Origin of the sequence: Agrobacterium sp. NPDC089420 (assembly GCF_044900305.1) — a bacterium.
Taxonomy (GTDB): domain Bacteria; phylum Pseudomonadota; class Alphaproteobacteria; order Rhizobiales; family Rhizobiaceae; genus Agrobacterium.
On sequence record NZ_JBJDMY010000008.1, the window covers coordinates 112291 to 138300 of the forward strand.

The window sequence follows — 26010 nt, forward strand, 5'->3', positions numbered from 1 at the left end:
CGATGATCATGCGCTCTGTTCCTCTCCGTCTTTCCGTTTCGCTGCTGGCGTTCGCTTTCGGCGCGCCGGCGGGTGTCGCCTTTGCGCAATCCGGGCCGCAGAGTGAAAGCAATGCGCTGTCCCGCCAGATGGAAGACGAGGCCCAGCCGTCCCGTCAGGGCAGGGTGCAATCGGAAGAGCAGAAGGACCTGCAGCCCTCTGCGGGCGTCAATGTCTATCAGCGCATGGGTGCGGACCTGCCGGCCCTGCCGCCTGAAAAGGAATTCAAGGGCCGGGTGGACGAAGCCTATGGCCATTTTCAGCGCGGTGAATATGTCCAGGCGCTCGACAAGGCGTTGACGCGTGCGCAAAACGGCGATGCGCCCGCCCAGACGCTGGTGGCGGAAATGATGTCGCGGGGCCTAGGCATCGCCCGCGACGAAAAGACCGCCGCCTTCTGGTATCAGCAGGCGGCCGAGGGTGGTGATCCCGTCGCCATGTTCAAATTCGCGCTGATCCTGATGGAAGGCAAGTTCGTCACACGCGACAAGGCCAAGGCCGACGATTTCATGCGGCGCGCGGCGGAGGCCGGCAATGCTTCCGCCGAGTTCAACTGGGGTCAGATTCTGGTGTCGGAGAACCCCGGCGCCAAGGGGCTCCTGATGGCTTTGCCGTTTTACGAAAAATCCGCCGAACAGGGCATTGCCGATGCGCAATATGCGGTGTCGCAGATCTACTGGTCTGTGAAGGACGTTCCCGCCGAAAAAAAGGCCAGGGCGCGTGACTGGCTGACACGGGCGGCCAAGGCCGGCTACGATACCGCGCAGGTCGATCTCGGCATCTGGCTGGTCAATGGTTTCGGCGGCGAGCGCAATCTGGATGAAGGTTTCCGCTGGCTTTACGGGGCGGCCCAGCGCGGCAATGTCGTGGCGCAGAACAAGGTGGCTCATCTCTATATTCAGGCGCTCGGCACCCGGCCCGATCCGGTGGAGGCGGCCAAATGGTACGTATTGTCCCGCCGCGCCGGGCTGAAGGATCCGAGGCTGGAGGACTTTTATCTCGGCATCACCGACGAGCAGCAGAAAAAGGCGATCGATGCTGCCAATCGGTTCCGCCCGATGTGACACGGCCGCCTTTCCTTTGCCGTCGACATTCCCATTCGGGCTTTTTGCCTTGAATTTCCGCGCGTTTTGTGGTCTTGAACCGCAAACTTTCAATTCAAGAAAATAATGACGTGCCTGCCCGATGTGCTTTCGGGCGGTTCGCCAGCTTTCCAGGAAACAACATCGATGGCCCGTTCAGCCCTTCTCAATGTCATGGTTCAGGCCGCCATCAAGGCGGGTAAGTCTTTGTCGCGTGACTTCGGTGAAGTGCAGAACCTTCAGGTTTCGGTCAAGGGACCGAGCGATTTCGTTTCGCAGGCGGACCTGAAAGCCGAAAAGATCGTGCGCGATGAACTGATGAAGGCCCGCCCGACCTACGATTTTCTGGGCGAGGAAGGCGGCGAGGAAAAGGGCACGGACGGCGCGCATCGCTGGATCGTCGATCCGCTGGACGGCACCACCAACTTCCTGCACGGTATTCCGCATTTCGCGGTTTCCATCGCGCTGGAGCGGAATGGCGAGGTTGTCGCCGGCGTGATCTTCAATCCGGCAACCGACGAACTCTATACCGCCGAGCGCGGCGGCGGCGCCTTCCTCAACGACCGCCGCATCCGCGTTGCGGCGCGCAAGGTGCTTACCGATTGCGTCATCGGCTGCGGCGTGCCGCATCTCGGCCGCGGCAATCACGGCAAGTTCCTGGTCGAGCTTCGCCACGTCATGGGCGAGGCCGCCGGCATCCGCCGCATGGGTGCAGCGTCGCTCGATCTGGCTTATGTCGCCGCGGGCCGGCTTGACGGTTTCTGGGAAACCGAACTCTCGCCCTGGGACATGGCGGCCGGTCTGGTGCTGATTCGTGAAGCCGGCGGCTTTGCCTCCGACATCAAGGGCGGCACGGATATCTTCGGTAACGGTTCCGTTGCGGCCGGCAATGAATATATCCACAAGGCGCTGGTCGAGGTCGCAAACCGACCCGTGCCGGGCCGCTGAGCCGTTTTCAGCGAAAAACCTGTCATTTTCTGCAAGTTTTAGACGCCCGGCGAATGTTCACCGGGCGTTTTCGTTTTCGATTGCCAGGGTCCTGTCCGCTTTCATGAAATGCCTGTGACGAAAGACCGGCTTTTCGCTTCAAATCGTCGCAATTTTCAAATAGCTTCCGCTTGATACGTGACCAGAGGGAATGCGAACGTTATGGCGGATTCGGAGCTGCTCGATCTCGGCGTCGAGAAACCGGTGAACACGCGGCAATACAGTCACAAGCTGTCCAGCCCCACACCGTTTCTCTGGACGATGGTTCTGTTTCTGATCCTCGTGGGCTTTCTCGCCGCCATTCTTTACCGGCAGGCGCACACCGCCTTCATGACCAATCCGGGGCTCAACGGTTTCATTCTCGGCGTTCTCGCCATCGGCATCATTCTGGTCTTTACCCAGACCATGAGCCTGCGCTCCGAGGTCCGCTGGTTCAATGCCTTCCGTGCCGCCGGCAGCGTTGAAAAGGTCGGCCGCGCACCGAAACTGCTTGCGCCCATGAGCACGCTGATCGGCAAGCGCGGAGAAGTCCGGCTTTCCACGGTCACGCAGCGGACGATTCTCGATTCCATCGCCACCCGCCTGGATGAATCACGCGATACATCGCGTTACCTTGTCGGCCTTCTGGTGTTTCTCGGTCTGCTCGGCACCTTCTGGGGCCTGATCGGCACCATCGGCGCCATCAGCAACGTCATCCAGTCGCTTGATCCAAGCGCCGGCGACAGCAACGATATCCTCAGCTCGCTCAAGGCCGGTCTCACCGCGCCGCTTGCCGGCATGGGAACGGCCTTTTCCTCGTCGCTTCTTGGTCTTTCGGGCTCGCTGATTCTCGGTTTTCTCGATCTTCAGGCCGGTCGTGCGCAGAACCGCTTCTACACCCAGCTCGAAAACTGGCTGTCATCGGTAACGGATACGGCGACGGACGGGCCGCGGGAATTCAAGGCGGAACCCGGCGCCGTGGTCAGCACCGAGCGTTCGCTTGCTGCCATGACCAGCCTTGCCGAAGGCATTCAGGGCCTCGTCAAGAACATGCGCAGCGAGCAGCAGATGTTGCGCGACTGGATCGAGGCGCAGCAGGAGGAATCGAAATCGCTCCGCCGCACGCTCGACCGGCTGTCGGCGCGGATCGACAGCGATACGAAATCGCCCGGACGCACCCGCCACGATAACGGGAGCGAGTAGCCATGGCGCTTGCGCGCAACCGCCGCCGTGACAGGGGCGTGGATTACTGGCCGGGTTTCGTCGATGCGCTGTCGACGCTGCTGATGGCCATCATGTTCTTGCTGACGGTTTTCGTGCTGGCGCAATTCGTGCTGTCGCGGGAAATTACCGGCAAGGACGAGGTATTGACCCGCCTCAATAGCCAGATCGCCGAATTGACCGAGCTTCTGGCCATGGAAAAAGGCAACAAGCAGGATATAGAGGATGCGCTGGCGAGCCTGCAATCGACGCTTGCCGCATCTGAAAATGAACGTTCACGGCTGCAGGCGCTTCTTGATGCGGGATCGGGCAGCAATGCCAACACCAATGCCCGGATCGGCAGCCTGACCGGCGAACTGGACGAGCAGCGGCAGGCCAATTCCCGTGCCTCCGCGCAGATCGAACTGCTGAACCAGCAGATCGCGGCGCTGCGGGCACAGATCGCGTCGGTGGAAGCCGCCCTGCAGGCCTCGGAGGCCAAGGACGCCTCGTCGCAGGTCAAGATCGCCGATCTCGGCCGCCGCCTCAATGTTGCGCTGGCGCAGCGGGTGCAGGAGCTGAACCGCTATCGTTCGGATTTCTTCGGCCGCCTGCGCGAAATCCTCTCGGACCGCGAAAACATCCGCATCGTCGGCGATCGTTTCGTCTTCCAGTCAGAGGTGCTGTTTCCTTCCGGCGGCAGCGACCTCAATCCGGAAGGGCAGGCCGAAATGGCGAAACTCGCGGCGGCTCTTATCGATCTCGCCAAGGAAATTCCGGCCGAAATCAACTGGGTCCTGCGCGTGGACGGCCATACGGACAATGTCCAGCTTTCCGGTTCCGGCCGTTACCGCGACAACTGGGAACTTTCCTCTGCCCGCGCCACATCCGTGGTGAAATTCCTGGTCTCCAGGGGCGTGCCGGCAAACCGGCTGGTTGCCGCCGGTTTCGGCGAATATCAGCCGATTGCGGAAGGCGATACGCCGGAAGCACGGCAGCAGAATCGCCGTATCGAACTCAAGCTCACCGAGCGCTGATATAGACAGCCACATCATGGCAGTTGCCTTCTGGCGGAAGTGAATTTACGTTCGCGTAAAAGTAATTCCGTCATATCTGGGAGGGGCTGATGGAGCGCTATGATGTGATTGTCGTCGGCGCGGGGCTTGCCGGGCTGGTGGCGGCGACGGAGGTCGCCGAACGAGGCCTCAGCGTCTGTGTCGTTGATCAGGAAGGGGAGCAGAATCTTGGCGGGCAGGCCTTCTGGTCGCTGGGAGGGTTGTTTTTCGTCGATAGTCCCGAGCAGCGCCGGATGCGGGTGCGCGATAGTCTCGACCTTGCAAGGCAGGACTGGTTCGGTTCGGCCGGTTTCGATCGTCCTGAAGATCATTGGCCTCGCCGGTGGGCGGAAGCCTATCTGAATTTCGCCGCCGGCGAGAAGCGTGAATGGCTGCACCGCATGGGCATGCGCTGGTTTCCCGTGGTCGGCTGGGCCGAACGCGGCGGCGGCCTTGCCCATGGTCACGGCAATTCCGTTCCACGGTTTCATGTCACATGGGGCACCGGCCCCGGCGTGTTGGCGCCTTTCGTCAACAAGGCGCAGGAGATGGCGGCAAGCGGCCGACTGACCTTCCGGTTCCGCCATCGCGTCGACCGCCTGGAAATGGCCGATGGCAGGGTGACCGGGGTTTCGGGCGTTGTCCTCACAACCGATCCGGTGCTGCGCGGACAAAAAAGCAGCCGGGACGTGGAGGGCGATTTCAGCTTTTCCGCTTCTGCGGTCATCGTCAGTTCCGGCGGCATTGGCGGCAATCAGGAACTGGTGCGGCGCAACTGGCCGGTGGAACGGCTGGGTCGGCCGCCGGAAGACATGGTTTGTGGCGTACCCGCGCATGTGGATGGCCGCATGATCGGCATCACCGAGGCAGCCGGCGGCGGCGTCATCAACCGCGACCGCATGTGGCATTATACCGAGGGTGTGAAGAACCACGATCCGATCTGGCCCGACCACGGTATCCGTATTCTGCCCGGTCCTTCATCCTTCTGGTGCGATGCCGACGGAAACCGTCTGTCCGCCCCCGCCATGCCGGGCTTCGATACGCTCGGCACGCTGAAGATGCTGGGGGAGCGCGGCAGCAGTTACAGCTGGTTCATTCTGACCAAGGCGATCATCAAGAAGGAATTCGCGCTTTCAGGCTCCGAGCAAAATCCGGATCTGACGGGCAAGGATGTACGGCTGCTGCTTAAACGGCTGGGCAAGGAACCACCAGGGCCGGTGCGGGCTTTCATGGAGCGCGGCGAGGATTTCGCCGTCCGCGATACGCTGGAAGAACTTGTGGCGGCGATGAATGCCATCAGTGGCGACGACCGGCTGGATATCGGTCATATCCGCCAGCAGATCGAAGCGCGCGACCGGGAAATCGAGAATGGTTTCAGCAAGGATGCGCAGGTAACGGCAATCCATGGTGCGCGCCGTTATCTCGGTGACAAGCTGATGCGGACGGCAAAACCGCACCGCCTGCTCGATCCGGCAAGGGGACCGCTGATTGCCGTGCGACTGCATGTGCTGACGCGCAAGACGCTGGGAGGCCTGCATACCGACCTTGAGGCGCGGGTGCTGGATGCGGCGGGTCAACCGGTGCCGGGCCTTTATGCCGCTGGTGAGGTGGCGGGTTTCGGCGGTGGCGGCATGCATGGTTATAACGCGCTGGAGGGCACCTTCCTTGGCGGATGCCTGTTTTCAGGTCGCGTTGCCGGGCGCTGCGTGCTGGCGTGAAGGGTTTAGGCCAAGGCAGGTTCAGGCCTGGGCGCGCAACTCGTCGGGACCGGTCTGGAATTGCAGCCGGGCGAGCCTTGCATAAAGACCATTCTGGCGAATGAGGCTCTGATGCGTGCCCTCCTCGATGATGCGGCCCTCATCCATCACCAGAATGCGGTCGGCCTTCAGCACGGTGGCAAGGCGATGGGCGATGACGATGGTGGTGCGGGTATCCATCAGCTCGTCGAGCGCTTTCTGCACCAGCGTTTCGCTTTCCGCGTCAAGCGCCGACGTCGCTTCATCGAGCAGCAGGATAGGCGCATTGCGCAGGATGGCGCGGGCAATGGCGATGCGTTGGCGCTGGCCTCCGGAAAGGGTCACGCCGCGTTCGCCGACCTGGGTATCGTAACCGTCGGTGAGACGCGTGATGAAGCTGTCCGCCTGCGCAGCGATGGCGGCGGCGCGCACCTCCTCGCGTGTGGCTTCCGGTCGGCCAAAGGCGATATTATCGTGGATGGAGGCGGCGAAGATGGCCACATCCTGTGGCACGATGGACAGGCGTGCGCGCAGATCGGTGAGGCTGACCTCGCGTATATCCACGCCATCGACCGTGATGCGTCCCTGTTGCGGATCGTAAAACCGCATCAGCAGTGAAAAGACGGTGCTCTTGCCCGCACCCGAAGGCCCGACGATGGCGATGGTTTCGCCGGCACTGACCTTGAAGGAGAGACCGGAAACGATCGGCCGCCCTGTCGCGAGCGGATAGACAAAATCGACATTCTTAAATTCGGCCTCGCCGCGCGGTGGCTGAGGCATGGCGACGGGCGATGTGGGTTCCGCCACGGGCGAGCGCTCATTCAGCAGTTCGGACAGCCGTTCGGCCGCACCGCCCGCTTGCGCCAGTTCCCCCCAGACTTCCGAGAGCTGGCCGAGACCGCTTGCGGCGATGACCGAATAAAGCACGAACTGGCCGAGCGTGCCCGCCGTCATGCCGCCGGAGAGGACGTTTTGCGCGCCATACCAGAGAATGCCGACGACGCTGCCGAAGACCAGGGCAATGGCGACAGCGGTGAGGATGGAGCGGGCGCCGATCGCCGCGCGCGCACCCTGATAGGCGGCTTCCACGGAAGCGCCGTAACGGGCATTTGCCAGCGCCTCGGCATTGAAGGATTGCACGGTGCGGCTCGCCGCGATCGTCTCGGAAGCATAGGCGGCGGAATGCGCCAGGGTATCCTGCGTGGTGCGGGAGCGGGCGCGAACGGAACGTCCGAAAGCGATCAGCGGAAATACGATGAAAGGGATGGCAAGGAGGGCGAGGCCGGAAAGGCCGGGGCTGGTATAGATCATCATCGCCACCGCGCCACAACACATGATGATGTTGCGCAGCGCCACGGAGGCCGAGGACCCGAAGGCAGAGCGAATCTGCACCGTATCGGCGGTCAGCCGTGATGCCAGTTCACCGGAGCGGCTGGAATCGAAAAACTGCTGGGACAGCGTGGTGAGATGGGCAAAGACGTCGCGGCGCAGATCGGCAACGACCCGTTCACCAATCGTCATGACGTAATAATAACGCATGGCGCTGGCGAGCGCGAGGATGACGGCAATCGCCAGAAGCATGGCGAAATAGCTGTTGATCATGCCGCCATCCGGCGTCTGAAATCCGTGGTCGATGATGCGGCGAACGGCAAGCGGCAGGGCCAGCGTCGTGGCGGAAGAAAGAACAAGCGCAAAAAGGGCTGCCGCCATCAGGCCGCGATAACGCCGAAGATAGGGAAACAGACCGAGAAGCGGTTTCAGGCTTCTCTGTTTCGCCGCTTTCTGCTCTTCAATGTCTGCCACGTCCTCTATGCTCCTCATTGCGCGCCGTTTTCGGCCTTTTGTGCGGGAATTTCCGGCTTGCGGTGAAATTCCCGCCCCTGTATCCATCTCCCTCTCACAAGCGGATGGCAGGCTCTTGTTATCTCGGCGACCTTCATGTATAGGCTCCGCATCGAATTGGGAAGCCATAGCCCATCTGGTCTATGGCTTCATTTATTGAAATGGCTCAATTGACGCAATTGCGGCAATGGACCGCACGTCACTTAACCAGGAAGATTGTCATGAAGGCTGATATCCATCCCGCTTACCACACGATCAAGGTGGTCATGACCGATGGCACCGAATACGAAACCCGCTCCACCTGGGGTTCGGAAGGCGCTGTCATGAACCTTGAAATCGACCCCAAGTCCCATCCGGCATGGACGGGCGGCAACCAGCAGCTTATGGACCGCGGTGGTCGCGTTTCCAAGTTCAACAAGCGTTTCGGCGGCCTCGGCCTCTGATCCACTTGCGTACAGATTGTTTAAAAAAAAGCCCGGTTTTACTGGGCTTTTTTGTTGCGTTTCTCCGCCTTGATCAGTTGCAGGCAGCAGCTCTTGCAGCCTCATTGCGAATATACGCCGGTGAGGAATCATCAGAGCAAAGGTCGATACGGTCGCTTGCGTCCAAAAGTGGCTTTAGAGAAATATAAGCAGCAATGAGCAATGCCCATCCAGACGCCACTGCAATATACATTAAAAAACGCATATTTTCCTCTTTGGAAGATTTCAGCGCTATGCTGAAACATAAATTATCAACAACGCAGAATTAAAGGTCGTTAATGTTGATGACCGTTTTTCGCTTTAAACTAGAGCAATAGTTCGGCGTCTCGCCGTTCTATTGTTAGAAACAAAAAAGCAGGCCGATGAGCCTGCTTTTCAAATTGTCCCGATAAGGTCGTCTTTTCTCAGTTGATCGAGAAAGCCGTACGCAGGAGGTTGAGCTGCGCCTGCACGCTGTTTTCGTTGTCCGGCACCTTGGCCGCCTCGGACGGGCGATAAATCTCGCGGTCGAGCAGCGCAATGCGGTTCTGGAGGCGCAGCGAGCGCTCGATGAGATCGCGGAAGGATTCGGGTAGGTCGTTCCAGCCCGGCGCGTTGCGGTCGACATTGAAACTGTCGAGTCGCACCTTGTTCTTTTCACTCAGAACCTGGTCGCGCGTCATCTCGCCATTGTTGACGGCGCGCTGCAGCAGCAGCCAGGAGGCCATCTGCATCAGGCGGGTGGTGAGTCGCATCGATTCCGCCGCATAGAGCACGGAGGCCATGCGGGGCAGAACCTTCGAGGCGGCACGACCCGCGCCGTCGAGATAGCTTGCCGTTTCCTCAACCAGGGTCATGCCTTCGGTATAGAGGGTCTTGAACTGGTTGGAAGCAGCCGCGCGCCCCGCAAAGCTTATGGTATTTAAAACCTGTTCCGACATTTCTTTAAATCCCTGCTCACGCACCACACTGTCAGGCAACGACGATCCGGATATTTTGTTCCGGCTTTTAGTGTTTTCAGGATGGTATCTTTACCCGAAATGCGCAAGGCAATTATTAAAGAAGGGTTAATACCCACAGTTTTACCGAATCCGGGTAGCGGCAAAAAAAGAGCCGCGAAAGCGGCTCTCAAGGTAAAACAGGGAGAAAAATCAGACCAATTCGCCGTATGGAGAAGATGCCTGAGGTCCAGAAGAACTGGACATGTATAGTAATCTCTCAGAAAGCTTAATTTTTGGTTAATGGTAAACGAAAGACTGCGCCAGGATCTTCATGTCAATGCAGTCCGGGCCGCAACCTGCCGCGCAGGACACGCGGCCCTTCTCTATTCTGCGGCCTGCATCAGGACCGGAAGAGATTCTCCGCCGCCAGCCGTCCGGCGGATTTGCGCTGTTTCTCTTCTTCAAGCCGGGTGATCTCCGCTTGCAGAAGATCGATGCGGCTGCTCAGCTCATCCACGGAAAGAAGGCTGAGATCGCTGCCGATCTCGTGCGCCACCGGTTTTTGCGGGCGGTCGTCGTCAAAGAGGCTCATATGCCTGCTCCTTTTTCCACATAGTCGCCATCGTCCTCGGAATATTGCGGCGCGCGCGGGTCAAGCGCAATACTTTCCGGCGTGACGAGCGGCGAAGGCGTTGTCGGCATCATGGTCGAGAAATTGTCCTTTTCGTCGGTGGACAGGGCGGCGCGCTGGCGGCTTCGGATAATGGCATAGGCGGTGATCAAAAGATGGGCCACCGCCGTCACCAGAAACAGCGCATAGGGGCCGGAATAGGTCATGACCGCACCGCCGAGCGTCGGGCCGATGATGGTGCCGATACCATAAAGCAGCAGCAGACCGCCCGAAACCTTGACGAAATCTTCGGATGCGGCGAAGTCGTTGGCATGCGCCACGGCGATGGGATAAAGCGCGTTGGCTGCTGCGCCATAGACGGCGATCATGGAAATCAGCACATAAACGTTATGGGGTTGAACGGCGGCAACGGCAAGACCGGCCACCGCGCCAAGCCCGGCCAGTCCCGCCAGCACGTAACGGCGGTCGATCCGGTCCGACAGGCGGCCTGCCGGAAATTGCGCCAGCGCGCCAACAAAGATCGTGACGGAGACCATGATGGCGATCATGGTCGGATCGAGGCCGGCACGGGCGCCGAAGACGGCGCCGAGCGTACCATAAGCGCCATTGGCGATGCCGATCATCAGGATACCGATGAAGGAGACCGGAGAGTTGCGGTAAAGGGCCGGCAGATCCAGCTTCACCTTCTGCAACGGTTGCGGGCTGGCCGCCTTGGAGAGCGTTGCGGGCAGAATGGCGATGCAATAGATGATGCCGCAGATCATGAACAGCGAGGTATTGCTGATATCGCCCATCGGCACGATCATCTGCCCCGCCACGACGCCGAGCAGCGTGATGGCGATATAGAGCGAAAAGATCATGCCGCGGCTTTCATTGGTGGCGCGCTCGTTCAGCCAGCTTTCGATGATCATCGAGGTGCCGGCGGTGCAGAAACCGGTGAGTGCGCGCAGGGCGATCCACCAGACATCATCAACGATCAGGCCGGTCATCAACACCGTCAGGCACACCAGAGCGACAAAGGAGCCGAAAGCCCGCACATGCCCGGCACGGCGCACGATGGCGGGCGCCACAAAACAGCCGATAACAAAACCGGCCGCCCAGGAGGTGCCGAGGAAACCGAGGATTTCATTGGAATAACCTTCCGCCGACCCGCGCACCGGCAGGATGAGACCCTGCAGACCATTGCCGAGAAAAAGAAACAGAGTGCTGGATAAAAGAGCGAATACGGGTAGAAGATTTCTGCTCATGAAGACACTCTCATGCGTTCGGACGGGCGGGCGGACAGGCCATGGAACGGAATTACCCGAATGAGTTGCACTCTTCTGGTGAACGGTAAAAATGTCCAGCCTGTGACGATGCAGAAATAAAGAAAAGGCTCAATAAATGACGAAGGCGATCGGCCTTTTTTTACTGCTGGCCATGGTGGTTCAGATCATCCGGCCTCTGGGTCTGCCGGGCCTCAAGAAAAGAGGCGATTGCTGGAAGATAGCCGTTGCCGCCTTTGTCATCTGGTCGGCGACGCTGCTGTTGCGGCCCTAGATCGGGATGGCGGGGAAGGTGGATGCCGCGCCAGCTTGCCCAAAGAAAAAGCCGCCCTCCAGGGCGGCTTCTGTTTTGGCGCGTATCCGTGGCGGAAGCCTCAGGCTGCCTTTTCGAGTTCCTGCTTCCAGTTGCCCTTGGCCGCAAGGCTGTTCATGGCGGCACGGTGCGTGAAGGCGCGCTGGCCGGCGGCGACATTCTCCTGCTTGCCGGCCCATGCCTTGAGCGCGGTATCCTGAAGGGCGCGGCCGTAGGAATAGGTCAGAGACCAGGGCAGGTCGTAACCGGCATTCATGGCGGAGAGATGCGCGGTTGCCTCTTCGGAGGACTGGCCGCCGGAAAGGAAGGCGATGCCCGGAACGGCGGAGGGCACGGTAGCCTTCAGAACCTTGACGGTCTTTTCCGCCACTTCCTCGACCGATGCCTTGCGGGCCTTCTTGCCGTCGATGATCATGTTCGGTTTCAGGATCATGCCTTCGAGATTGACGCGGGCGTCGAACAGATCCGCGAAGACGGTCTGGAGCACCCATTGCGTGACTTCGGCACAGCGGTCGATGTCATGCGTGCCGGGCTCGCCGTCCATCAGCACTTCAGGCTCCACGATCGGCACGATATCCGCCTGCTGGCAGAGCGCGGCGTAACGGGCGAGCGACTGGGAGTTTGCCTTGACAGAACCCCAGCTCGGACGCTGATCGCCGATGGTGATGACGCCGCGCCACTTGGCGAAACGGGCGCCAGCCTCATGGTATTTGCGCAGGCGTTCGTACAGGTTGTCGAGGCCCTCGGTGATGAATTCATGCGGATGGAAAGCCATCGGCTTGGCGCCGATATCCACCTTGATGCCCGGCAGGCTGCCGGCCGCCTTGATGATGTCCACGAAAGGCGTACCGTCGGCGGCCTTCTGGAACAGGGTTTCTTCATAAAGAATGACGCCGGAGATGTATTTCTTCATGGCGTCGTCGGAGCGGAACAGCATCTCGCGATAGTCGCGGCGGGCGGTCTCGGTGGATTCCAGATTGATGCTGTCGAAACGCTTCTTGATCGTTCCCGTGGATTCGTCGGCGGCAAGCAGGCCCTTGCCGTCGGCGACCATTTTGATTGCAATGTCTTCGAGACGTTCGGTCATTTGCTATTCTCCCAAGGCACAATAAATTCCCGATAACAGAAGTTCCAGGGCAGGGAAATGGCACGCTAACTCATTGAAACGATTGAAATGATTTCAATCGTTTGAAACTTTTCCTCCCATCTGCACTTACCAAAAAACAAGGCCGGACAAGCAGAGCTTGTCCGGCCTCGTGTCAGGCAAGTGAGGTAAGTTTACTTGGCGGCGGCCAGGATGGCAACGCCCGGCAGTTCCTTGCCTTCCATCCATTCAAGGAAGGCGCCGCCCGCCGTCGAGACATAGGAGAAATCATCCGAGACGCCGGCATGGTTGAGCGCGGCGACGGTATCGCCGCCGCCGGCCACGGACACGAGCTTGCCCGCCTTGGTGCATTCGGCCGCATGTTTTGCCGCAGCGACGGTTGCCGCATCGAAGGGTTCTATCTCGAAGGCGCCGAGCGGGCCGTTCCAGACCAGCGTTTCCGCCCGGGAAATCCACGCCTTGATGCTTTCGACCGATTTCGGGCCGACATCGAGAACCATGGCGTCGGCGGGAATGGCGTTGATGTCGACGGTTTCATTGGCCGCACCGGCCTTGAATTCGCGCGCGACGACACCGTCTTCCGGCAGCACGATGGCGCAGCCGGATGTCGCAGCCTCGATCATGATCTGTTTTGCGGTTTCGGCCAGATCATGTTCGCAGAGCGATTTGCCGACCTGCGCGCCGCGGGCGGCGAGGAAGGTGTTGGCCATGCCGCCGCCGATGACGAGGGCGTCCACCTTCTTGACGAGGTTCATCAGGAGATCGATCTTGCTCGAAACCTTGGCGCCGCCGACGATGGCAACGACCGGGCGCACCGGCTGGCCGAGGCCCTGTTCCAGCGCCTCAAGCTCGGCCTGCATGGTGCGGCCGGCATAGGCGGGCAGATGCCGCGCCAGACCCTCGGTGGAGGCATGCGCCCGATGGGCGGCCGAGAAGGCGTCGTTCACATAGAGATCGCCATTGGCGGCGAGAGCCTCGACAAAGGCGGGATCGTTCTTTTCTTCGCCCTTGTGAAAGCGGGTGTTTTCGAGAAGCAGGATATCGCCGTCGTTCAGTTTCGCGACGGCGTCTGCTGCGGGCGCGCCGATGCAATCGGTCGCGAAGGAGACGGCGTGATCCAGCACGTCCTCGACGGCGGGCACGATCTGGGAAAGCGACATGTCGGCCACCGGTTCGCCCTTCGGCCGGCCGAAATGGGCAAGCAGAATGACTTTCGCGCCCTTGCCGGACAGTTCCAGAATGGTGGGTGCAACCCGTTCGATACGGGTCGCGTCCGTTACTTTGCCATCCGCAACCGGCACGTTGAGATCAACGCGGACGAGAACGCGCTTTCCGGCAATGTCGTTAAGGTCATCGATGGTCTTGAAGGCGGGCATGGGTCGATCCTGATTTGTTGCGAGTTCGGCACGGACCATACTATGCCTGATTGCCGACGCAAGCCGGTCAGGCCTCATTTTCTCTCCCTATATTCGCAGGGGCGGCGGCGTTGTCTTCCGCGCCTGCGGCGGGCGGCTGGCGCTTTTCCGCCAGATAGCTGCGCAGGCGGTTGAGGATGTCCGAAAAGCTGATGAAGATCGGCAGGCTGGTGGCCGGTTCCACCGGTTCTAGCGATATGCCGACGCCGATGATCGCCTCATGTTCGTCGAGTGTACGGACGATCAGGACGATGGATCCGAGGCGCACGCGATCGGCATAATCGGCTTTTCCGGAAAGACGTGCTTCGATGAGTTCGGCGATGCTCATTCCCTGTTCGGCGGGCGAAAGCAGGCCGGGACCATAGGCTGCGTCCAGCTCCTTTGCCGGGCGGGCGGGCGAGATTGCGAAGGTGCCGAAGAAATCGGCGTCATCATCGGCAACCGGCAGGGCGCTGGCGAAGAGCCGGTCGATCAGGCGGGAATAACCGGGCGCAATGAAAAGATAGACCAGATCGTTTTCACGCAGCCGCCCCGCATATTGATAACGGATCGATTTGCCGTCGCGCACCACTAGTGAAGGCATGGCCCAGCGTGGAATACGCTCACCCTGCAATATGGCGCTGCCTTTCGCGACCCGGTAGGAGATCAACTCATGGTTGGCGGTGCCGGGAAGGTCGACTTCCAGCTTGTCGACCTCGCCCATGCGCGGCGGCACGATCAGGCCGAGCCTTGTCGCCACCGGTTTGATCGTCCAGCCCTGTACCAGAAGCGATACCAGCACGATGATGAAGGCGGCGTTGAAATAAACCTGCGCATCGTCGAGCCCGCCGAGAATGGGCATGATGGCAAGCAGGATCGAAACGGCGCCGCGCAGGCCGACCCAGGCCACGAAGGATGTTTCCTGCTGGGTATAGTTGAACGGCATGAGGCTGAGCCAGACCGCAAGCGGGCGGGCGACGAAGATCAGGAAAAGCGCCAGCAGCACGGTGGGAATGGCGATCGCCGGAAATTGCGACGGCGTGGCGAGAAGGCCGAGCATCAGGAACATGATGATCTGGGCCAGCCATGTCAGGCCTTCATGGAAACGGCGGATGGTTTCCTTGGCGAAAATCCTGCGGTTGCCGGCAACGATGCCCGCCACATAGACCGCCAGAAAACCGCTGCCGCCAATTGTTCCGGTGAAGGAGAAGACGAGCAGCGCCAGAGCCAGGACGAAGATCGGCGCAAGGCCGCGGTCGGCGGCGAAACGATTGACGACAGTGGCGATCATGACGCCGCCGAGCAGGCCGAAAATCACCCCAAGGCCCATCTGCTCGATGAAAAGCAGCAGGAAGCCGCTGTCTATGCCGGCCAGTCCCTGACCCTTGGCGATGATTTCGACCAGGGCGATGGTGAGGAAGATCGCCATCGGATCATTGGTGCCGGATTCGACTTCCAGCGTCGAGCGCACCTGATCGCGGATATGGATGCCGCCGATGCGCAGCAGGAAGAATACGGCCGCCGCATCCGTGGAGGCGACGATTGCGCCGAGCAATAGTCCTTCCAGCCAGGAGAGCCCGAGCAGCAGGGCGGCCGCGCCAGCGAAAAAGACGGAAGTGAGGATGACGCCGACTGTGGCGAGTGCGACGGCGGGTGCCGCCGAAAGCCGGAAAGATTGTATCGACGTACCAAAACCGGAATCGAAAAGAATGACGGCAAGCACGAGCGAGCCGAGCATATAGGCCAGCGGATTATTGGTGAATTCGATGCCCAGCCCATCCACGCCCGCCGCAAGCCCGATCATCAGGAAAAGCAGCAGCAGCGGCGCGCCGAAGCGGAAGGCGATGAGGCTGGAAAAGGCTGCGACGAGAACCAGGACAGTTGCCACCAGCAACAGAAGATAAAATGATTCCACGTCCACCGCCTCATTCAAACCGCGCTGGCCGCCGCAATCAAGGCTCTGCGCGTCTTGCAGCCAATGCGCCACGGGTTGCGGTCTGTCAGCGCTTCAGTCGGTGGCGTTGAAAGGCGACGCAAGGCGGGGTGTATCCGCGTGATACGGCAGGGCCGAAGTGCATTGCGCACGACCGTTATCCCTGTCTTTCTTGTCCGTTTCAAAATGGACCAGACAAAGGCAGGAAATGGGATTTTTTCCGGCAAACGAAAACCGGCAGGATTGCTCCTGCCGGTTTTCTTGATTGGGTTGCGGTTCCGCTCAGATGGTCTTCGCTAAGGCGACGGCCGTATCCGACATGCGGTTGGAGAAGCCCCACTCGTTGTCGTACCAGGACAGGATGCGCACGAACTTGCCTTCCATGACCTTGGTCTGGTCGTTTGCGAAGATCGAGGAATGGCTGTCATGGTTGAAGTCGCGGGAAACCAGCGGCTCGTCGGTATAGCCGAGAATGCCCTTCAGCTTGCCATCGGCGGCGGCCTTGATCGCTTCGTTGATTTCTCCAACCGTCGTGTCGCGCTTGGCGATGAACTTGAAGTCGACGACCGAAACGTTGGGGGTCGGAACGCGGATCGACGTGCCGTCCAGCTTGCCCTTGAGGTGCGGCAGAACGAGGCCGACGGCCTTGGCGGCGCCCGTCGAGGTCGGGATCATGGAAAGGGCTGCGGCGCGGGCGCGATACAGGTCCTTGTGCATGGTGTCCAGCGTCGGCTGGTCGCCCGTATAGGAGTGGATCGTGGTCATGAAGCCGTGATCGATGCCGATGGCGTCATCGAGAACCTTCACGACCGGCACGAGGCAGTTGGTGGTGCAGGACGCGTTGGAAATGACCAGATGGTCCTTCGTCAGCTGGTCGTGGTTGACGCCGAAGACGACCGTCAGGTCCGCGCCGTCAGCCGGGGCGGACACGATGACGCGCTTTGCGCCGGCCGTCAGGTGGGCGGCGGCCTTGTCGCGGGCGGTGAAGATGCCGGTGCATTCGAGCGCGATGTCGACACCCAGTTCCTTGTGCGGCAGGGTTGCCGGATCGCGAACGGCCGTGACCTTGATCGGCTTGCCGCCGCCAACGATGATAGTGTCGCCTTCGACCTTCACCTCGGCCGGGAACTTGCCATGGATCGAGTCGTAGCGCAGCAGGTGGGCATTGGTTTCAACCGGGCCGAGGTCGTTGATGGCAACGACTTCGATATCGGTGCGGCCGGATTCGACGATGGCGCGCAGAACATTGCGGCCGATGCGGCCGAAGCCGTTAATGGCAACTTTTACAGTCATTTACAGTCTCCCGATCAAGAAATGTGCTTGGTCTTTGCGGAAAGTGAGGGCTTGGGAACCCTCACGCAAGTTTTGCCTCGACTGCGGCGACGACGGCTTCCGCCGTGATGCCGAAGTGCTTGAAGAGATCCTTCGCCGGTGCGGAAGCACCAAAAGAGTGCATGCCGACGAAAGCGCCGTCGGAACCGATGAAATAGTCCCAACCCTGGCGGATGGCGGCTTCCACCGCGATCTTGACCGGAGCCTTGCCGATGATGGCGTTGCGATAGGTTTCCGGCTGTTCCTTGAACAGTTCGAAGCACGGAACGGACACGACGCGGGCGGAAACGCCCTTGTCCTTCAGCGTCGCCGCGGCCTTGAGCGCCACTTCGACTTCCGAGCCGGACGCGAAGATCGAGACCTTGGCGTCGCTGGCGGAAACGAGTTCGTAGGCGCCGTAAGCGGACAGGTTCTTTTCTTCATAGTCCTTGCGCGAAGGCGCGAGGTTCTGGCGGGTCAGCGCCAGCGCCGAGGGGCGGTGCTTCTGTTCCAGCGCCAGCTGCCAGCATTCCGCCGTTTCGGTTTCATCCGCCGGGCGGAAGACGAGAAGGTTCGGAATGGCGCGCAATGCTGCGATCTGCTCGACCGGCTGGTGGGTCGGGCCGTCTTCGCCGACGCCGATGGAATCATGCGTCAGAACGTGGACGACGCGGATGCCCATCAGCGCAGCAAGACGGATCGACGGACGGCAATAGTCCGAGAAGATCAGGAAGCCGCCGGCATAGGGAATGAGACCGCCATGCAGCGCAATGCCGTTCATGGCCGCGGCCATGCCATGCTCGCGGATACCGTAATGCAGGTAACGGCCGGAGAAATCCGTCGGCGTGATGGACTTCATCTGGCTGGTCTTGGTGTTGTTGGACGGCGTCAGGTCGGCCGAGCCGCCGATCATTTCCGGCAGGACGCCATTGATGACTTCGAGCGCGTCTTCCGAGGCCTTACGGGTGGCGACGGTCGGGTTGTTTTCGATGATCTTCTTCTTGAAGGCATCGATGGAACTGTCGAAATTGCCGGGCAGGTCTCCGGCGAAGCGGCGCTTGAACTCGGCCTTCTTGGCCGTCTCGGCGGCCTCGAGACGGGCTTCCCAGTCCTGGCGGGTCTTGGTGGAGCGCAGGCCGGCGAGACGCCAGGCATCGAGCACATCTTCCGGAATGACGAAGGCTTCGGCTTCCCAGTTCAGGCTCTTGCGCGCAGCGGCGATTTCTTCGGCGCCGAGCGGATTGCCGTGCACCTTGTGGGTGCCCTGCTTGTTGGGCGCGCCGAAACCGATCACGGTCTTGCAGGCGATGAAGGTCGGGCGGTCGGATTTCTGCGCGGCCTCGATGGCGGCGGCAATCGCATCCGGATCATGGCCATCAACACGGATGGTGTTCCAGTGAACGGCCTGGAAGCGGGCGATCTGGTCGGTGCTGTCGGAAAGGCCGACTTCGCCGTCGATGGTGATGTTGTTGTCGTCCCAGAACAGAACGAGCTTGTTGAGCTTCAGGTGGCCGGCAAGCGCAATGGCTTCGTGGCTGATGCCTTCCATGAGGCAGCCGTCGCCGCACAGTACGTAGGTGAAGTGGCTCTGCAGGTCGGAACCGAATTCCTCTTCCAGCTTGCGTTCTGCAATCGCCATGCCGACGGCATTGGCGATGCCCTGGCCGAGCGGACCGGTGGTCGTTTCGATGCCGGTGGCGTGGCCATATTCGGGATGGCCGGCGGTCTTGGAACCGAATTGACGGAAACGCTTGATCTCGTCGATCGTCATGTCCTCGTAGCCCGTCAGATAGAGCAGCGAGTAAAGCAGCATCGAACCGTGGCCTGCCGACAGCACGAAGCGGTCGCGATCCGCCCAGAGCGGCGCCTTGGGGTCGAATTTCAGGTAACGGGTGAAGAGAACGGTGGCGACATCAGCGGCGCCCATCGGCAGACCGGGATGACCGGAATTGGCCTTCTCCACTGCATCCATGGCAAGAAAGCGGATCGCATTGGCCATCCGGTTGTGTTTGTCGCGAGAAATCATGGCTTTTCCGTCTGTGTTCCGGGTGAAAGGAGATAGTTTTACGCAACTATCCAAAAAGCGGGTTGATCCATAGCAGGTGAGGCAGGCAAGTCAATAAATCCACGGGCAATTGCGGTTCGCCCAGGGATAAAAATCGTTTAGAAAATCGGGTGTCAGGGTAAAATGCGTGCGATATGTGCCGGCGTTTCTTCGTTCATCCACAGAGCAAAACGCCTCAATGCACTGGTTTGATTGACGGGATGGTAAATCGGGTAATAACCTCGTGAATGTGGAAAAGGCCTGAAACCGGACGATTCGGCCGGTTGTGTGCGAGTTGGAAAAAACGATGTCGGCTGAGAAGACCGTACAATCTGCGCTGACGGAGCTGAATGCTGCCATCACAAATCTCGAAAATGCCATCGATATGCGTATCGAGCGGCAAAGGGAGACAGGCGAGATCGACAACGAGGTCAAGCGGGTCCATATCGACCGCGCCAGGCTGGCGCAGGAGCTGGATCAGGCCGAATTTCGCGCCAACCGGCTTGAGGAAGTCAATCGCGAGGTCTCGCGCCGGCTGGTGACGGCGATGGAGACGATCCGCGCGGTGCTGGATCGATAGGAGCGGTTTCATGGCGCAAGTCACTGTTATGATCGATGGCAAGGCCTATCGCATGGCCTGCGAGGCGGGGCAGGAGGAGCACCTGACCGATCTCGCCACGCGTTTTGACCGGTATGTCGGGCATCTCAAGAGCCAGTTCGGCGAGATCGGCGACCTCAGGCTCACCGTCATGGCCGGTATCATGGTGATGGACGAGCTTTCCGAACTCAACCGCAAGATCGAGAAGCTGGAGGGGGAGGTCGCATCCCTTTCGCGCAATCGCGACGGCATGGCCGAGCACAGGGCGAAATCCGATGAGATGGTGGCGCTGGCCATCGGCGATCTGGCCGAGCGGCTGAACGGCATTACCGAAAAATTGCTGGCGCGGCCGAAGCCTGCAACGCATTAAGCGCGGGGAAGGTTTGTCGGCGGCAAAATTTCGCGCCGCACCCTCTGGCGGTTTTCCCCGATCCGTCCTATATCTTGAATGCGTTCTGCGCTTCCCGACAGGAACCACAATCCCTGGGGCCATACTCGATCCAAAGGGAGCTGTCCCTGGCCAGTCCCGTGGGGCTGGACACACGGTGCCCACCTACTTTTGTAGGCGCCCAGGATCGTAAATCTCCATCGGTCGCCGTGGATCGCGCTTGAAGTTTCGGGTCAACCGGTACTTCCCTGACCTTTATTATTTTCGACAGTCATTTTTCATAGCTGCCGGAGATGGGTTTTTTATACTGCCGTCATTGCAATGGCGGAACAATTCCCTATTATTCCAACTGGTATGTCTGTCATGCCCTTTATTAAAGGGCGCTGCGGTCAAAACCGCGACGTGCCGTTCAACAGCCCAAAGAGCTAAACTTGTTTACTGAAATTATGATCGTGGTCCTGCTCACCGTATTGAACGGTGTGCTTGCCATGTCCGAGCTTGCCGTCGTCTCTTCCAGGCCGGCGAGACTCAAGGTGCTGGCCGCGCAGGGCAGCAAGGGCGCCACGCTGGCGCTCAGCCTTTCCGAAAATCCCGGACGCTTCCTGTCCACGGTGCAGATCGGCATCACGCTGGTCGGTGTCCTGTCCGGCGCATTTTCCGGCGCCACGCTTGGTGCCCGTTTCACTTCCTGGCTTCTGGAGCAGGGAATTCCCGACCGCGCCGCCGATGCGCTCGGCGTCGGCTCGGTGGTCGTCGCCATCACCTATCTGTCGCTCATCGTCGGAGAACTCGTGCCGAAGCAGATTGCGCTGCGCGATCCGGAAAAGATCGCGGCCCGCGTCGCGCCCACCATGACGCTGCTGTCGAAGGTCGGCGCGCCGCTGGTGTGGCTGCTCGACCGGTCCGGCAAGGCCGTGCTGGCGCTTCTTGGCCATAGCGGCGAGTCCAACGCGTCCGTTACCGACGATGAAATCCGCACGGTTCTGGCCGAAGCCCATAGCGCCGGCGTGATCGAGACCGAGGAATCGGCGATGATCACCAGCGTCATGCGCCTTGCGGACCGGAATGCGCGTGGCTTGATGACGCCGCGGCGCGATGTCGAGGTTGTGGATATTGAAGACACTGCCGCAGAAATCCGCGAACAGCTTCGCGGCACGCAGCGGTCACGCCTGCCGGTGCGCAACGGCGCTTCCGATGAAATTCTCGGTGTTCTGTTCGCCAAGGACGCTTTCGACGCGCTGGCCTCCGGCAAGGAACTCGATGTTCGCGAGCTTCTGCGTGAGGTTCCGGTCGTGTCGGACCTGACGAGTGCGGTGGATGTCATCCAGTCGCTGCGCCGTTCCACCGTGCACATGGTCCTTGTTTATGACGAATACGGCCATTTCGAAGGCATCATCAGCTCCGGCGACGTGTTGGAGGCCATTACCGGCGCGTTTCAGGAAGAGGACGACGAAGAGCCGGCCATGGTCGAGCGCGAGGACGGTTCCTTCCTTGTCGCGGGCTGGATGCCCGCGGATGAATTCGCCGACCGCATGGGCTTCCAGATCGACGAGGATGCCGAGTTCGAGACCGTTGCCGGTCTGGTTCTGGACGAGTTCCGCCGACTGCCGGAACTGGGCGAGCATGTGACCCGCAACGGCTGGCGTTTCGAGGTCATCGACCTCGACGGCCACCGCATCGACAAGGTGCTTGTGAGCCGGGCTGCCTGATGCCGGGCGACGTTGCCGAAAAAGCGAGGCTGCGCGGCGAAAGGCTCGCCGTGCGGGATGCGTTGACACCGGCTGAACGGCGGCAGAAGAGCCAGGCAATGGCGGCCCATGGTGCTCCCGGCATTGCCTTTGCGCCGGGCGCCGTCATTTCCGGTTTCATGCCGATCCGTTCAGAGGCTGATATCCGTCCGTTGATGGACGCGTTGCGCGAACGGGGCGGGCGTCTCGTCCTTCCTGTCGTCCTGGATCGTGAAACCATTGTCTTCCGTGCCTTCGAGACGGATACGCCGCTGGTGAAGACCGGATTCGGCACGACCGGCCCGCGTGAGGATGCCGCTGTTCTCGACCCGGATATTCTGCTCGTGCCGCTTTCCGTCTTCGATGGCCAGGGCCAGCGCATCGGTTATGGTGCGGGCCACTATGACCGGGCCATTGCCAGACTGCATGCAAGGGGCCGGAAGCCCATTCTCATCGGCGTCGCCTTCGATTGTCAGGAAGTGCCATCCATACCGGCCGAGCCGCATGACGTGCCGCTTGATGCCGTGCTGACGGAAAGCGGCCTGCGCTGGTTTTCCGCACCGCTATCAATGTCCGATCCGGGGCAAAAGGCGCTTTAGCACTTTTTAAAAGATGGATTACCCGCTAGAGGGGACGGAATTTTTGAAACATGCGCAAGATCGGGGCGGGTGAATGAGGCTTCTTTTTCTCGGAGACATGGTTGGAAAGACCGGGCGCACGGCTGTCTGGGAGCAATTGCCGGGGCTGATTTCCGATCTGAAGCTGGACTTCGTGATCGTCAACGGTGAAAACGCCGCCGGCGGTTTTGGCATTACCGAGGATATCTATCTCGAGACCATCAATGCCGGTGCGGATGTGGTGACCACGGGCAATCATGTCTGGGATCAGAAGGAAGCGGTTTCCTTCTGCGAGCGCCACGACCAGTTCCTGCGGCCGGCCAATTATCCGGATGGCACGCCGGGCAAGGGATCGGGTATTTTTTACGCCCGCAACGGTGCGCGCGTGCTTGTCGCCAACATCATGGGCCGGGTGTTCATGCATCCGGAGCTTGACGATCCCTTCAAGTCGGCGGAGAGCATTCTCGCCGCCTGCCCGCTGAAGGAGCAGGCCGACGCGATCATTTTCGATTTCCATGCCGAGGCGACCAGCGAAAAACAGTGCTTCGGCCATTTTGTCGACGGCCGTGCGAGCTTTGTCGTCGGGACCCACACGCATGTGCCGACGGCCGATGCGCAAATCTTGAACGGCGGCACCGCCTATATGTCGGATGCCGGCATGTGCGGCGATTATGACAGCTCTCTCGGCATGGAGAAGGAGGAGCCGATCAACCGCTTCATCTCCAAGATGCCGAAGGGGCGCTTCGAGGCGGCGAGCGGCCCTGCGACGATCTGCGGCGTCGGCGTCGAGATATCCGACCGCACCGGACTTGCCGAAAAGATCGCGCCGCTGCGCATCGGCCCGCGGCTTGCGGAAACACTTCCGTCCTTCTGGGCCTGAGCTTGCCGTCCCGCGGTCGCTCACAATGACGAGATTGTGAGCGTTTCCGCCACTCTTGCAACTGGACGCCCGACAAAACCTGTCCCATCCTCCGAACCTTCGCAAGTTCAGGAGAGTGGCATGATGCTGCGCGTGCTAATGCTTGCAATAACGGGTCTCATCGCCTGCTTGGGAACCGCCTTTTCCCAGACGGAAACCCGTCCTCCCGTCAGCCAGTGCCAGGCGATCGCCCGCAATATTCCCGGCGTCATGTTCGCCAGCTTCAATCCGCAGGGCGTCCAGTTTGCCCAGGCCTCGGCCAAGGAAGAGGTGAAGATCAGCTTCATCGGCCACTCCACCTATCTCATCGAGAGCCCCGGCGGGGTGACGATCGCGACCGATTACAACGGTGTGTACCGTCCGCCCGTCACACCGACGGTGGTGACGATGAACCGGGCGCATTCCACCCACTTCACTCTCAGCCCCGATCCAGCCATTCAACATGTGCTGCATGGCTGGAGCGATACGCCGGGAGAAAAGGCCGATCACAAGGTGCTGGTGGGGGACGTCTACATCCGCAACGTCGCCACCGATATCCGCAACCGCTGGGGCGACTACGAATCCTTTCAGGAAAACGGCAATTCCATTTTCATATTTGAAGTCGCCGGTCTGTGTATCGGCCATCTTGGCCATCTGCATCACGAGCTGACGGATACGCATTATGCCGAAATAGGCCGGCTGGATGTGCTGATGGTGCCGGTGGATGGCGGCCTGACCATGGGGGCGGACAGCATGAGCAGGGTGGTCAAGCGCCTGCGCTCCGCGCTGATCCTGCCGATGCACCGCACCGGGCCGCCGCTCGAGCAGTTCCTGACGATGTTCGGCGCAAGTTTCCAGGTCGCCTATGCGACGGAGCCGGTTATACGGGTTTCGATGAGAAACCTTCCCCGCCAGCCGCAGATACTGGTGCCGAAAGGCATGTAGCAGGCGGCGGACGGGGAAGGCCGGGGGAGCCCGGTTGTCGATCGATCAGGCGAATGTGAGGTGCTGGCGAACGCCGACGTCAGGCGTCTTGTCGTCGGACATGTTGGCCTTGGCGATTTCCCAGCCGAATTTCAGGGTGCTGTCCGTCGACGCCCATATATCGGCATCGTCGACATGAAGCGCCAGCATTGTCAGCTGCGGGTCGCTCTTGCCGTGCTCGTACCAGGCGGCGGTGACGGAATTCCAGTATTCGTCGATCTTCGACCGGTCGTCGCGCGCCTCCAGAATGCCGGAGAGGCAGGCGTGATAATCATGATCCTTGCCGACAAGGCAGAAATGCGCGCGCGAGCCGGATTTCAATGATTTCACCAGATCGGTGTCTTTTTTGGAGAAAAACCAGATCGTATTGGTCTTGGGGTCAGCATGGGGCGCCATCGGCTGCATGTGGGTGTGCAGGCCTTCGAGACCGAGCATGCCGGCATGGACGGAGTTGATTTCGTCCCAGAGCTGGCGCGCCGGTGCTTCTCTTGCTTCAGTCAGGCTGACCATATGTTTCTCCTTCCGGTCTGATGCTGCGGCGGAGAAAAACCATGTCTTCTTCCGCCGTGTTCATGATCAGAACGAGAAGCGGATAAATCAGTTCCTTCCATTGTTTAAGGAAGAGAAAGTGCCTGCGGGCTTGAACGACGGGCCTATCGCACTTATAAGGCCCGCAATCTCCAAATTACGACAATCAGGTTTTCCATGGCTGGTCATTCACAGTTCAAGAACATCATGCACCGCAAGGGCAAGCAGGACTCCGTGCGGTCCAAAATGTTTTCCAAGCTTGCGCGCGAAATCACCGTTGCGGCAAAGACGGGCATGCCCGACCCGAATATGAACCCGCGCCTGCGTCTGGCCATCCAGAACGCCAAGGCCCAGTCCATGCCGAAGGACAATATCGAGCGCGCCATCAAGAAGGCGGCGGGCGCCGAAGGCGAGAACTATGACGAAGTCCGCTACGAGGGTTACGGCCCGGGCGGTGTTGCCGTCATCGTTGAGGCGCTGACCGACAACCGCAACCGCACCGCCTCCAACGTGCGCTCCATCTTCACCAAGGCCGGCGGTGCACTGGGTGAAACGGGCTCCGTTTCCTTCTCCTTCGACCGTGTCGGCGAAATCACCTACAAGGCGGAAGTCGGCGATGCCGACAAGGTCATGGAAGCGGCCATCGAGGCCGGTGCCGACGATGTCGAATCCAGCGAAGACGGCCACACCATCATCTGCGGTTTCGAAGCGATGAATGAGGTTTCCAAGGCGCTGGAAGGCGTGCTGGGCGAAGCCGATAGCGTCAAGGCCATCTGGAAGCCGCAGAACACGGTGCCGGTGGATGAGGAAAAGGCGCAGTCCCTGATGAAGCTCATCGACAATCTCGAAGACGATGACGACGTGCAGAACGTCTATTCAAACTTCGAAGTGTCCGAAGAAATTCTCGCCAAGCTTTCCGCCTGACGTTTCATGTTTTTTTTAAAAAAGCCCC

General features: G+C 60.3%; 25 protein-coding genes and 1 other RNA gene. 15 read left to right on the forward strand and 11 right to left on the reverse strand.

What is annotated here, in order from left to right; genetic code table 11:
- The first annotated feature begins 2 nt into the window (after window positions 1-2).
- From ACI2KA_RS14580 to ACI2KA_RS14600, 5 genes are all read left to right on the forward strand, one after another.
- Complete coding sequence (locus ACI2KA_RS14580) at window positions 3-1103, forward strand: tetratricopeptide repeat protein (RefSeq protein ID WP_404503193.1); 1101 nt, start codon at window positions 3-5, stop codon at window positions 1101-1103.
- Window positions 1104-1268: 165 nt separating this feature from the next.
- Window positions 1269-2069, forward strand: coding sequence for an inositol monophosphatase family protein (locus tag ACI2KA_RS14585; protein ID WP_404503195.1), 801 nt, complete (start codon window positions 1269-1271; stop codon window positions 2067-2069).
- A gap of 201 nt (window positions 2070-2270) precedes the next feature.
- Entirely contained in the window at window positions 2271-3290 is a 1020-nt protein-coding gene (locus tag ACI2KA_RS14590; protein WP_404503197.1) for a flagellar motor protein MotA, read from the forward strand.
- A 2-nt stretch (window positions 3291-3292) separates the two neighbouring features.
- Entirely contained in the window at window positions 3293-4324 is a 1032-nt protein-coding gene (locus tag ACI2KA_RS14595) for a peptidoglycan -binding protein (protein WP_404503199.1), read from the forward strand.
- 89 nt (window positions 4325-4413) lie between these two features.
- Complete coding sequence (locus ACI2KA_RS14600; protein WP_404503201.1) at window positions 4414-6060, forward strand: FAD-binding dehydrogenase; 1647 nt, start codon at window positions 4414-4416, stop codon at window positions 6058-6060.
- A gap of 21 nt (window positions 6061-6081) precedes the next feature.
- On the opposite strand, the gene ACI2KA_RS14605 is transcribed toward ACI2KA_RS14600, so the two are convergent.
- Complete coding sequence (locus tag ACI2KA_RS14605; protein WP_404503202.1) at window positions 6082-7881, reverse strand: ABC transporter transmembrane domain-containing protein; 1800 nt, start codon at window positions 7879-7881, stop codon at window positions 6082-6084.
- 260 nt (window positions 7882-8141) lie between these two features.
- Between ACI2KA_RS14605 and rpmE the strand changes: the two genes are divergently transcribed.
- Complete coding sequence (gene rpmE, locus ACI2KA_RS14610) at window positions 8142-8363, forward strand: 50S ribosomal protein L31 (RefSeq protein WP_003506183.1); 222 nt, start codon at window positions 8142-8144, stop codon at window positions 8361-8363.
- 73 nt (window positions 8364-8436) lie between these two features.
- Here rpmE and ACI2KA_RS14615 read toward each other — a convergent pair whose 3' ends face one another.
- The 4 genes from ACI2KA_RS14615 to ACI2KA_RS14630 form a co-directional block, all read right to left on the reverse strand.
- Entirely contained in the window at window positions 8437-8607 is a 171-nt protein-coding gene (locus ACI2KA_RS14615; RefSeq protein WP_404503203.1) for a hypothetical protein, read from the reverse strand.
- A 199-nt stretch (window positions 8608-8806) separates the two neighbouring features.
- The gene (locus tag ACI2KA_RS14620) at window positions 8807-9322 is read right to left on the reverse strand and encodes a DUF1465 family protein (RefSeq protein ID WP_003506184.1); all 516 of its coding nucleotides are present in this window, start codon (window positions 9320-9322) and stop codon (window positions 8807-8809) included.
- Window positions 9323-9722: 400 nt separating this feature from the next.
- Window positions 9723-9914, reverse strand: a complete 192-nt coding sequence (locus tag ACI2KA_RS14625; RefSeq protein WP_404503204.1) for a DUF1192 domain-containing protein — start codon at window positions 9912-9914, stop codon at window positions 9723-9725.
- A complete protein-coding gene (locus tag ACI2KA_RS14630; RefSeq protein ID WP_404503205.1) occupies window positions 9911-11200 on the reverse strand; it encodes an MFS transporter in 1290 nt (429 codons plus the stop codon). The genes ACI2KA_RS14625 and ACI2KA_RS14630 overlap by 4 nt, the downstream gene beginning before the upstream one ends.
- 136 nt (window positions 11201-11336) lie before the next feature.
- Between ACI2KA_RS14630 and ACI2KA_RS14635 the strand changes: the two genes are divergently transcribed.
- Window positions 11337-11492 (forward strand): hypothetical protein, encoded by a 156-nt coding sequence (locus ACI2KA_RS14635; protein WP_003497629.1) that lies wholly within the window; start codon window positions 11337-11339, stop codon window positions 11490-11492.
- A gap of 100 nt (window positions 11493-11592) precedes the next feature.
- On the opposite strand, the gene ACI2KA_RS14640 is transcribed toward ACI2KA_RS14635, so the two are convergent.
- The 5 genes from ACI2KA_RS14640 to tkt form a co-directional block, all read right to left on the reverse strand.
- The gene (locus tag ACI2KA_RS14640) at window positions 11593-12618 is read right to left on the reverse strand and encodes a class I fructose-bisphosphate aldolase (protein WP_404503206.1); all 1026 of its coding nucleotides are present in this window, start codon (window positions 12616-12618) and stop codon (window positions 11593-11595) included.
- A gap of 191 nt (window positions 12619-12809) precedes the next feature.
- Window positions 12810-14012: a phosphoglycerate kinase gene (locus ACI2KA_RS14645; protein ID WP_404503207.1), complete on the reverse strand. Its 1203-nt coding sequence runs from the start codon at window positions 14010-14012 to the stop codon at window positions 12810-12812.
- Between the two features lie 67 nt (window positions 14013-14079).
- Window positions 14080-15945 carry a potassium/proton antiporter gene (locus ACI2KA_RS14650; protein ID WP_404503208.1) on the reverse strand — a complete coding sequence of 622 codons (1866 nt, stop codon included), beginning with the start codon at window positions 15943-15945 and terminating at the stop codon, window positions 14080-14082.
- Between the two features lie 300 nt (window positions 15946-16245).
- Complete coding sequence (gene gap / locus ACI2KA_RS14655; RefSeq protein WP_404503209.1) at window positions 16246-17256, reverse strand: type I glyceraldehyde-3-phosphate dehydrogenase; 1011 nt, start codon at window positions 17254-17256, stop codon at window positions 16246-16248.
- 61 nt (window positions 17257-17317) lie between these two features.
- On the reverse strand, window positions 17318-19300 hold the full coding sequence (gene tkt, locus ACI2KA_RS14660; RefSeq protein ID WP_404503210.1) for a transketolase: 1983 nt from the start codon (window positions 19298-19300) through the stop codon (window positions 17318-17320).
- Between the two features lie 325 nt (window positions 19301-19625).
- Here tkt and ACI2KA_RS14665 point away from each other — a divergent pair, with 325 nt between their 5' ends.
- The 7 genes from ACI2KA_RS14665 to ACI2KA_RS14695 all read left to right on the forward strand — a co-directional run bounded on the left by ACI2KA_RS14665 (window position 19626) and on the right by ACI2KA_RS14695 (window position 24491).
- Window positions 19626-19898 (forward strand): DUF4164 domain-containing protein, encoded by a 273-nt coding sequence (locus ACI2KA_RS14665; RefSeq protein ID WP_404503211.1) that lies wholly within the window; start codon window positions 19626-19628, stop codon window positions 19896-19898.
- A gap of 10 nt (window positions 19899-19908) precedes the next feature.
- Window positions 19909-20286, forward strand: a complete 378-nt coding sequence (locus tag ACI2KA_RS14670; RefSeq protein ID WP_404503212.1) for a cell division protein ZapA — start codon at window positions 19909-19911, stop codon at window positions 20284-20286.
- A gap of 79 nt (window positions 20287-20365) precedes the next feature.
- Window positions 20366-20524, forward strand: a non-coding RNA gene (gene ssrS / locus ACI2KA_RS14675) — 6S RNA.
- Between the two features lie 226 nt (window positions 20525-20750).
- Window positions 20751-22013, forward strand: coding sequence for a hemolysin family protein (locus ACI2KA_RS14680; protein ID WP_404503287.1), 1263 nt, complete (start codon window positions 20751-20753; stop codon window positions 22011-22013).
- Entirely contained in the window at window positions 22013-22630 is a 618-nt protein-coding gene (locus ACI2KA_RS14685; protein WP_404503213.1) for a 5-formyltetrahydrofolate cyclo-ligase, read from the forward strand. The genes ACI2KA_RS14680 and ACI2KA_RS14685 overlap by 1 nt, the downstream gene beginning before the upstream one ends.
- A gap of 73 nt (window positions 22631-22703) precedes the next feature.
- Window positions 22704-23528, forward strand: coding sequence for a TIGR00282 family metallophosphoesterase (locus ACI2KA_RS14690; protein ID WP_065117395.1), 825 nt, complete (start codon window positions 22704-22706; stop codon window positions 23526-23528).
- A 120-nt stretch (window positions 23529-23648) separates the two neighbouring features.
- Complete coding sequence (locus ACI2KA_RS14695) at window positions 23649-24491, forward strand: MBL fold metallo-hydrolase (protein WP_404503214.1); 843 nt, start codon at window positions 23649-23651, stop codon at window positions 24489-24491.
- Window positions 24492-24536: 45 nt separating this feature from the next.
- On the opposite strand, the gene ACI2KA_RS14700 is transcribed toward ACI2KA_RS14695, so the two are convergent.
- Window positions 24537-25040, reverse strand: a complete 504-nt coding sequence (locus ACI2KA_RS14700) for a pyridoxamine 5'-phosphate oxidase family protein (protein ID WP_404503215.1) — start codon at window positions 25038-25040, stop codon at window positions 24537-24539.
- Between the two features lie 195 nt (window positions 25041-25235).
- Here ACI2KA_RS14700 and ACI2KA_RS14705 point away from each other — a divergent pair, with 195 nt between their 5' ends.
- Window positions 25236-25982 carry a YebC/PmpR family DNA-binding transcriptional regulator gene (locus ACI2KA_RS14705; protein ID WP_404503216.1) on the forward strand — a complete coding sequence of 249 codons (747 nt, stop codon included), beginning with the start codon at window positions 25236-25238 and terminating at the stop codon, window positions 25980-25982.
- Window positions 25983-26010: the final 28 nt, after the last annotated feature.

What these genes read in the sequence shown, in the direction of transcription:
- ACI2KA_RS14580 (WP_404503193.1), top strand. Translation starts at nt 3, where the DNA reads ATGATCATGCGCTCTGTTCCTCTCCGTCTTTCCGTTTCGCTGCTGGCG.
- ACI2KA_RS14585 (WP_404503195.1), top strand. Translation starts at nt 1,269, where the DNA reads ATGGCCCGTTCAGCCCTTCTCAATGTCATGGTTCAGGCCGCCATCAAG.
- ACI2KA_RS14590 (WP_404503197.1), top strand. Translation starts at nt 2,271, where the DNA reads ATGGCGGATTCGGAGCTGCTCGATCTCGGCGTCGAGAAACCGGTGAAC.
- ACI2KA_RS14595 (WP_404503199.1), top strand. Translation starts at nt 3,293, where the DNA reads ATGGCGCTTGCGCGCAACCGCCGCCGTGACAGGGGCGTGGATTACTGG.
- ACI2KA_RS14600 (WP_404503201.1), top strand. Translation starts at nt 4,414, where the DNA reads ATGGAGCGCTATGATGTGATTGTCGTCGGCGCGGGGCTTGCCGGGCTG.
- rpmE (WP_003506183.1), top strand. Translation starts at nt 8,142, where the DNA reads ATGAAGGCTGATATCCATCCCGCTTACCACACGATCAAGGTGGTCATG.
- ACI2KA_RS14615 (WP_404503203.1), bottom strand. Translation starts at nt 8,607, where the DNA reads ATGCGTTTTTTAATGTATATTGCAGTGGCGTCTGGATGGGCATTGCTC.
- ACI2KA_RS14620 (WP_003506184.1), bottom strand. Translation starts at nt 9,322, where the DNA reads ATGTCGGAACAGGTTTTAAATACCATAAGCTTTGCGGGGCGCGCGGCT.
- ACI2KA_RS14625 (WP_404503204.1), bottom strand. Translation starts at nt 9,914, where the DNA reads ATGAGCCTCTTTGACGACGACCGCCCGCAAAAACCGGTGGCGCACGAG.
- ACI2KA_RS14630 (WP_404503205.1), bottom strand. Translation starts at nt 11,200, where the DNA reads ATGAGCAGAAATCTTCTACCCGTATTCGCTCTTTTATCCAGCACTCTG.
- ACI2KA_RS14635 (WP_003497629.1), top strand. Translation starts at nt 11,337, where the DNA reads ATGACGAAGGCGATCGGCCTTTTTTTACTGCTGGCCATGGTGGTTCAG.
- ACI2KA_RS14640 (WP_404503206.1), bottom strand. Translation starts at nt 12,618, where the DNA reads ATGACCGAACGTCTCGAAGACATTGCAATCAAAATGGTCGCCGACGGC.
- ACI2KA_RS14645 (WP_404503207.1), bottom strand. Translation starts at nt 14,012, where the DNA reads ATGCCCGCCTTCAAGACCATCGATGACCTTAACGACATTGCCGGAAAG.
- gap (WP_404503209.1), bottom strand. Translation starts at nt 17,256, where the DNA reads ATGACTGTAAAAGTTGCCATTAACGGCTTCGGCCGCATCGGCCGCAAT.
- tkt (WP_404503210.1), bottom strand. Translation starts at nt 19,300, where the DNA reads ATGATTTCTCGCGACAAACACAACCGGATGGCCAATGCGATCCGCTTT.
- ACI2KA_RS14665 (WP_404503211.1), top strand. Translation starts at nt 19,626, where the DNA reads ATGTCGGCTGAGAAGACCGTACAATCTGCGCTGACGGAGCTGAATGCT.
- ACI2KA_RS14670 (WP_404503212.1), top strand. Translation starts at nt 19,909, where the DNA reads ATGGCGCAAGTCACTGTTATGATCGATGGCAAGGCCTATCGCATGGCC.
- ACI2KA_RS14680 (WP_404503287.1), top strand. Translation starts at nt 20,751, where the DNA reads ATGATCGTGGTCCTGCTCACCGTATTGAACGGTGTGCTTGCCATGTCC.
- ACI2KA_RS14685 (WP_404503213.1), top strand. Translation starts at nt 22,013, where the DNA reads ATGCCGGGCGACGTTGCCGAAAAAGCGAGGCTGCGCGGCGAAAGGCTC.
- ACI2KA_RS14690 (WP_065117395.1), top strand. Translation starts at nt 22,704, where the DNA reads ATGAGGCTTCTTTTTCTCGGAGACATGGTTGGAAAGACCGGGCGCACG.
- ACI2KA_RS14695 (WP_404503214.1), top strand. Translation starts at nt 23,649, where the DNA reads ATGATGCTGCGCGTGCTAATGCTTGCAATAACGGGTCTCATCGCCTGC.
- ACI2KA_RS14700 (WP_404503215.1), bottom strand. Translation starts at nt 25,040, where the DNA reads ATGGTCAGCCTGACTGAAGCAAGAGAAGCACCGGCGCGCCAGCTCTGG.
- ACI2KA_RS14705 (WP_404503216.1), top strand. Translation starts at nt 25,236, where the DNA reads ATGGCTGGTCATTCACAGTTCAAGAACATCATGCACCGCAAGGGCAAG.